Raw genomic sequence first — 7,729 nt, 5'->3', positions numbered from 1 at the left:
AGTTAAAACTTTTCGAGTAGCTAGTGAGAGATTTCGTTTAGCTCGACATCGTTATAATCAGGTAATAATGGCTGTATGTGGATTAGTTAGGTTACATCTAAATTATTCGTTTATACTAAGTAATGAAACTTGAATTATCAGCCTTTAGATTTTATTATTTAGAAAGCTATGTTTCTGAAAACTTTTAATAAGTTTGATATTTTCATCCCCAAAACCTTATTCTTGCGTTCAGCCATAATTAGTGTTTCATCCCAGTTATAGTTCGTTTGACGCTTTCACAGTAAGCTTTTTATCTTTTGTGGACAAGTCTAATGAATTTACTTCCAGCTATTTTTATTACATTTTCCTAACAAGCAGTATTTAATGACAAGCAATAGCTTGTCTCCACACCTTGACATAGCAAAGATTTTACGATACAAGCGGAAGCTATTACCAGCTACTTACGAATTAATACTGATAAACAAAATTTCATATTCATCAATTATTACAATACAAGCTTATTAGTTCAGCGATCCCGCAAGCTAAAATAGCTCACCTACTGATTCACCATTGTATTTACAGCAACGAGGTATAAAAAACTATCAAAAAAACATAGTAGTTGCTGATCAAAAAAACTGGGATAGGCATGATAAGGTTTAAATCCAACCCATTCTGTTCGCGCTTCTCATCATGCATCTACACTATTTAGAACCAAAACACCTTGAAGAATTAGTCAAGGGCAGTAGTATAGATTTACACCTAGCGCAACTAAATTTTAAATCTTTTCAAGGTGCGATCGCCTACGAATACCTGTTAATTTCCGAACTACTCCCCCGGACAAACACAGGTATGGTAAAAAGTGGTTGGTTGCAGCGTTACAGTCATATCACCGCTGGCGGTTGGTGGTGTGCGGGACTAGATCCGCTAAATAATTGGCAACCAATGGAATGGGGATGCTTTAAGCCAAACCAACCGCGCATTAAAGATAATGGCAAATTAATTAAATATGAACATCCACCCAGCACACCAACCAGGGTATTTTGTTTGCGGGTGACGCTGGAAGTGTGGCAAGAAGCTGCACGGCGTTATAACCTCAACTTACCTGAGAATATCAACATTGACGCTAACGGCGAAGCTGTCGGTTTTTGGCAATGGGTAATGGAACAGAACATACCCGTGATTATCTGCGAAGGTGCAAAAAAGGCAGCTGCACTGTTAACGCAAGGATACGCAGCGATCGCAGTTCCGGGAATTACCAGCGGTTATCGAGTTGTCAAAGATGGTTTTGGCAAAGTTACCAGTCGCCAGCTAATTCCCGACTTAGGTTTGTTTGCGACTGCAAAACGCACTATATATGTATGTTTTGATTTTGAAACTCAACCCAAGACCATAGCAGCGGTGAATAATGCGATCGCGCAACTTGGCTGCTTATTCCAAGAAAAAAATTGTCTCGTCAAAGTTCTCGAACTTCCCGGCCCCGAAAAAGGCGTTGATGAGTTAATAGTTGCCAAAAATAGTATTGCTTTCGATAAAGTTTATCGCCAAAGTGTTGATTTAGAAATTTACCTAGCACACACCAAACCACACACAGAATTAACTATTCCGGCTGCACTCACAATCAACCGTCCTTATTTAGGTGAAATAGCTTTTCCTAACTCAGGTTTAGTAGGAGTTAAATCAGCCAAAGGTACAGGTAAAACCACAGCACTACAAAATATTGTCAAACAAGCTAAAACTAAAAATCAGCCTGTATTGTTAATTACCCATAGAATCCAGCTAGGAAAATTTTTATGTGACAAAGTTGGGATTCAATGGGGTTTAAATAATAATCATCCTAATTTGTTATCTTATTTTGAACGCCAAAATAGCGCATCTCTTGGTTTATGTATTGACTCTATTTGGAAAATAAACTCAGATAATTGGCAAGGGGGAATAATTATCTTAGATGAAGTAGAGCAATTATTATGGCATTTATTAAATAGTGATACTTGTAAAAGTAAACGCGTCAAAATTTTAAAAAATTTCCAGAAATTAATTACGACAGTTTTAAAAACTGGTGGTTTAGTAATCGCTCAAGACGCTGACTTATCAGATGTATCTTTAGAATATTTACAAGGTTTATCAGGAATTAAAATTACGCCTTGGGTATTGGCAAATCAATGGAAACCAGAACGCGGTTGGGAAATAACTTTTTATGATTCACCTAACCCCACACCTTTAATTCATCAATTAGAATTAGACTTATTAGCAGGGCGTAAATGCTATGTCACTACCGATAGTCGCTCTGGGCGCTATAGCTGTGAAACCATTGAAAATTATCTCAAAGAACGTTTAGAAAAATTACGTTATCAATTTCCTAAAAGCTTAGTTATTAGTAGCAGAACTACAAACACACCCGATCATCCAGCAGCAGATTTCGTTGCAACTATTAACCAGCAAATAGAAAATTACGACACAATTTTTGTCACTCCCAGCTTAGGAACTGGTATTAGTATTGATGTACAACATTTTGATAGAGTTTATGGTATTTTTCAAGGTGTAATCCCCGATTCTGAAGCACGACAAGCATTAGCCAGAGTTAGAGATAATATACCTCGAATTGTGTGGTGTGCTAAACGAGGAATTGGTTTGATTGGTAGTGGTAGTACAAATTATCGCTTACTCTCTGATTGGTATCAAGCCAATCAAAAAGAAAATTTAGCATTACTTAGCCCACTGCATAAAATAGATGTGGATTTACCTTTAGTATATGACCCGATTCATTTACGTACTTGGGCTAAATTATCTGCGAGAGTCAATGCTTCTATTCGCCTTTACCGTCAATCAATGCAAGATGGATTAACTAATGACGGACATCAAATTTGGTTGCGGAGTAATGCAGTACATAATAATATTATTCGAGATTTACGTTTAGCATTTTTAGCAACTGACTCTAGTGATTTAGCAACGCGCAAAAGGTTAATTTTAGAAATTGTGAAAGTCCAAAGAGATTGGTCAGATAAGCGCCAAAAGGCCAAAGATATTAAACATCAGATGCAGGAAATTAAACAGAAGAATCAATTAGTTACTGCCAATATTATTGCCCAAGCTCAAGATATTGATTATGTTGAATATCAACAACTAACATCTAAAAATTCTCTCACAGATACAGAACGGAATCAAATACATAAATATACCCTCAGACAAAAGTATGGGGTAGAAGTTACGCCTTTACTAAAAATAAAAGATGATCAAGGCTATTATGCCCAATTATTAATTCACTATTATTTAACCCACGAAAGTGATTATTTTCATGTGAGAGATCAAAATGAATGGCAACAGCAATTATTTTGGGGTGAAGGCAAAGTTTTTCTCCCGGATATTAAAACTTATACTTGCAAAGTTGAAGCAATGAAAGCTTTGGGAATACTGGATTTCCTAGACACAGCTAGAAAATTTACTGAAGATGATGCTGATTTACTCTGGTTGCAAGATGTTGTTTATCAGCACAGTAAACATATCAAACGAGTTTTGGGTATTGACTTAGTTAGAGAAGACGAAACAACTTCACCCATTAAAATACTTAGCAAATTACTCAAGTTATTAGGATTAAAGTTGAAATCAGTTAATGAAGGTTATCAACTAGACCAGGAAACTTTCTATGATGGTAGAGAAAAAATATTTGCTATTTGGTATCAACAAGATGAGTTGATGTTAGCTAATCTAAAAGGTAAGCAATTAGAAATCAATAATTTTTCTAATTGGAACTTTGAGCCTGTAAAGCAGCAACCTGTATTAGCCAGTTTACCAAGAAAATGAATTACCCAACGCTATGACTGCATTTTGACCACCAAAGCCAAAGCTAAAACACAAGATATTTTTAACGGCCTTTTGTTGTGCAGTCATCACAAAATTTAAATCAAATTCTGGTTTTTGCAAGCCGACACATGGAGGTAAAACTTTTTCTTGTAAAGCTTTGAGAGAAAAAGCAATCCCTAACGCACCTGAAGCGCCTAGAGTGTGGCCTGTCGCGCCTTTGGTGGAACTTACAGCTACTTTTTTAGGAAATAACTGTTGTATAACTTTGCTTTCAATGCGGTCATTTAGCTGCGTAGCTGTACCGTGAGTGTGAATATAATCAATATCATTTGGAGTTAAATTGCTGCGTTCTAGACATTGTTTAATTGCAGCGATCGCACTTTTGCCATAAGGTTCTGGCTGATTGGTATGATAAGCATCGGCTGTCAAACCAAAGGCGAGAATTTCACCATAAACTCTCGCTTGGCGCTGCTTGGCTAACTCTGCTGACTCTAAAACCAACACTGCGCCACCTTCACCCAAGACTAAGCCTTCTCGCTGCACATCAAAAGGATAAGCACCAGTCTTGGCTAAAGCATTCATCTGCTGAAATCCGCAGATAGTTAAAGGTGTGATTGGCGCTTCCACCGCTCCAGCAATTACCCGTTCACATTGTCCAGTTTGAATTAATAAAGCCGCTTGGGAAATTGCCCAAATTCCTGTAGCACAAGCCGCCATCGGTGCTGCAACTATCCCCATTGCGCCAATTTGTCTAGCAGATGCGATCGCATTTATATGGGGTAAAACATCAAGCCAATTTTCTAAACCTATTTCCCCTTTCAAATGAGGATCTTTCTCATACATTTGTCTAGCCAACGATTCCCAAGCACCTTGATAGCTGCGACTCGATCCAATCACTACAGCACAATCAGGTAGAGGGGGAGACAAACCAGCATCTTTTAACGCAGAAGTCACAACCAGTTCAGTAAGTCTTTTTAACTCAGATGGCTGTTTACCCATCAAGCCTAGGGGAACTGGTTCAAGTTCTGGAAATGGTTGCTGTAATTTAATTCCTGTTTTACTTGCTAACAAATTTTGCCAGCTATTCTCCAAACCTTCGCCTAAAGCGGAAACTAAACCAATACCAGTGACAACAACCTTAACCAATTTAGTGAGTTACAAGCAGGGACGAAGAAAGTATAAAGTGTGCAATCTTAATTCTGAAGTGTGAAGTAATACATTTTCAGGCTGGAGTGCGATCGCTTTTAATAAACCACAAAGTTCGCAAAGTTCGCTAAGAAAGGGAGCGATCGCTTGTTAGAATAAAATCTTATAACTGCTGTTGTAACCAAGCCACTAAATCAGCTTCCGAGGAGAAATCTAGTAAAGCTTCTGCTAAATCTTCTAATTGAGTTAAAGGTAATCCCCGCACTTGCTCTTGTAATTCTGGAGTGATTGCACCAATGCGCCTTGTTAATAGACGTTGAATGATTTTCAACTCTCCTTGTTGCAAACCTTGTTCTATCCCTTCCTCCATCCAACTGGTGACAATTTGCATAACTACCTCTTGTTGAGTTGGTTCAAATTGGGCAATTTCCGCCTGGAATATTTCTTTTTCTTGGGCATTTAGCCTTAGATAGGTGTCAATAAACCCAGAAATTAACTGCATCCGTGCTGGATCTAACTTTAATGTAGCTAATAGACGCAGACACTCAGATTTTACTCTGGGGCGGTCTTGTGACGCTATATTCATTTTAGCCATGAGACTCGGAATAAATTCCGAGGCGGGAGTTGTTCACGAGTATCAAAGACTCTCGCGCGAATATCAAAGACTCGTCCACTAGTATTAAAGACTCTCGCGCGAATATTAAAGACTCATTCATGAGCAAAATATACTCGTTCACGAGTATCAAAGACTCGTCCACTAGTATTAAAGACTCATTCACGAATATCAAAGACTCGCCAGCGAGTATCAAAGACTCATTCATGAGCAAAATATACTCGTTCACGAATATCAAAGACTCGCCCACGAGTATCAAAGACTCATTCATGAGTTGTAACTACTGCCATGCCATTTGCAAATTTACAATGATAAATTCTTTATCACAATTACGTAGAATCTACTACTACTCATATAGTGTGATATGACATGGAGAATTGCTCTGAGATTGTTCAGCCAATCAGGGGCATTAAATCATAATTATCGTTCATAGGTGAACCTCAGTATGGCAGAAACGCCTCAACGTTTCCTTGCGAAAATCCGAGAAGCGAAAAAGCAGCAGCTTAAAGAATTAGATTTAAGTAATGATTGGCGTACTAATGACAAGGAAAAATTAACAGAGATTCCATCGGAGGTGTTTCAACTGGAATGGTTGGAGGTTTTGGATTTAAGCGACAACAAAATCACCACACTGCCAGAAGCGCTCGCCAGTCTGCCACAACTCACCACCCTGAATTTAAGCGACAACCAAATCACCACACTGCCAGAAGCAATCAACCGTCTGCAACAACTCACTACCCTGGATTTACGCTACAACGAAATCACCACACTGCCAGAAGCAATCAACCGTCTGCAACAACTCACTACCCTGGATTTACGCTACAACGAAATCACCACACTGCCAGAAGCAATCAACCGTCTGCAACAACTCACTACCCTGGATTTACGCTACAACGAAATCACCACACTGCCAGAAGCAATCAACCGTCTGCAACAACTCACATACCTGTATCTAAGCTACAACCAAATCACCACACTGCCAGAAGCGATTGCCCGTCTCCAACAACTCACTACCCTGAATTTAAGCCGCAACCAAATCACGACACTGCCAGAAACGATTGCCCGTCTCCAACAACTCACTACCCTAGATTTAAGCGACAACCCCATCGAAAAGCCGCCACTAGAAATTGTTGCCCAAGGTATTGAGGCAATTAGAGATTACTTCCGGCAACTGCAAGCAGAAGGCACAGATTACCTGTACGAAGCCAAGTTACTCATAGTTGGTGAGGCAGGTGCAGGTAAGACAACTCTAGCCAATAAGATTAAAGACCAAAATTATCAACTTCAAAAAGACGACTCTACCAAGGGAATTGAGGTTATCCAGTGGGGTTTCCCAATGGATAACAAGCAAGAATTTCGGGTCAACATCTGGGATTTTGGCGGACAAGAAATTTCCCATACCACCCACCAATTTTTTCTCACTAAACGTTCTCTCTATGCTTTAGTTGCAGATAATCGCAAAGAAGACACTGATTTTTACTACTTGCTAAATGTGGTGGAATTGCTCAGTGAAAGCAGCCCAGTGCTAATAATTAAAAATGAGAAGGACGATAGAGCGCGTGAAATTAATGAACCGCAATTGAAAGGGCAATTTAATAACCTCAAAGAAACCTTCGCAACCAACCTGGCTAAAAACGACCAACGTTTAGAGAATGTCATCCAAGAAATCAAGCATTGTATTAGGTCTTTACCTCTCGTGGGTACACCATTACCTAAAACGTGGGTAAAAGTTAGAGAAACTTTAGAAAATGATCCGCGCAACTACATCAGCTTAGATGAATATTTCAACATCTGCCAGCAAAATGGTTTTACTGAACAAAAAGACAAATTGCAGTTAAGTGGTTATCTGCACGATTTAGGAGTCTGCTTGCACTTTCAAGATGACCCCATTTTAGAAAAGATTCTCATCCTCAAACCCAAGTGGGGTACTGATGCAGTAGAACGCTTGCAAAAATGTTTTGTGGTAAAATTAGAGGCTTGGCAATTTGCGATTAGGACTTTGAGGAGCCGTGAAAATAGAGAAAGCCAAACAGCTTACTGCAAAAAATTTAAGCGAATGACTGGAGTAAGCCGTAAAACTTTTGAATTAATGGTTGATGTAGTTAAAGCTGATGCTCAAAACAAAAAGAAGCCTGGTCGCAGTCCTAAATTAGTTATTGAAGACCAAGTTTTAATGGTCATTCAATATTGGAG

Annotated in this window: 3 protein-coding genes and 2 pseudogenes; 3 read left to right on the top strand and 2 right to left on the bottom strand. The window is 38.9% G+C overall.

Annotated elements, in window-relative coordinates:
* Positions 1-669: 669 nt before the first annotated feature.
* A complete protein-coding gene (locus IQ244_RS31730; RefSeq protein WP_193900637.1) occupies positions 670-3,777 on the top strand; it encodes a plasmid replication protein, CyRepA1 family in 3,108 nt (1,035 codons plus the stop codon).
* Here IQ244_RS31730 and IQ244_RS31725 read toward each other — a convergent pair.
* Positions 3,763-4,923 (bottom strand): beta-ketoacyl-ACP synthase, encoded by a 1,161-nt coding sequence (locus IQ244_RS31725; protein WP_193900636.1) that lies wholly within the window; start codon positions 4,921-4,923, stop codon positions 3,763-3,765. The two genes, IQ244_RS31730 and IQ244_RS31725, sit on opposite strands and share 15 nt — an antisense overlap.
* 163 nt (positions 4,924-5,086) lie before the next feature.
* Positions 5,087-5,509 (bottom strand): DUF4351 domain-containing protein, encoded by a 423-nt coding sequence (locus IQ244_RS31720; RefSeq protein WP_228059293.1) that lies wholly within the window; start codon positions 5,507-5,509, stop codon positions 5,087-5,089.
* A gap of 472 nt (positions 5,510-5,981) precedes the next feature.
* Here IQ244_RS31720 and IQ244_RS31715 point away from each other — a divergent pair.
* Together IQ244_RS31715 and IQ244_RS31710 are read left to right on the top strand one after the other, a co-directional pair.
* Positions 5,982-7,424 (top strand): annotated as a pseudogene (locus IQ244_RS31715) (leucine-rich repeat domain-containing protein); the annotation flags it as partial.
* Positions 7,425-7,545: 121 nt separating this feature from the next.
* A pseudogene (locus tag IQ244_RS31710) lies at positions 7,546-7,729 on the top strand (IS5/IS1182 family transposase); the annotation flags it as partial.

It is taken from the genome of Nostoc sp. LEGE 06077 (assembly GCF_015207705.1).
Classification (GTDB): Bacteria; Cyanobacteriota; Cyanobacteriia; order Cyanobacteriales; family Nostocaceae; genus Nostoc_B.
This window is presented reverse-complemented; position numbering and strand designations above follow the sequence as displayed.

Coding starts and splice junctions, on each gene's coding strand:
- IQ244_RS31720 (WP_228059293.1), bottom strand. CDS start 5,509: ATGAATATAGCGTCACAAGACCGCCCCAGAGTAAAATCTGAGTGTCTG.
- IQ244_RS31730 (WP_193900637.1), top strand. CDS start 670: ATGCATCTACACTATTTAGAACCAAAACACCTTGAAGAATTAGTCAAG.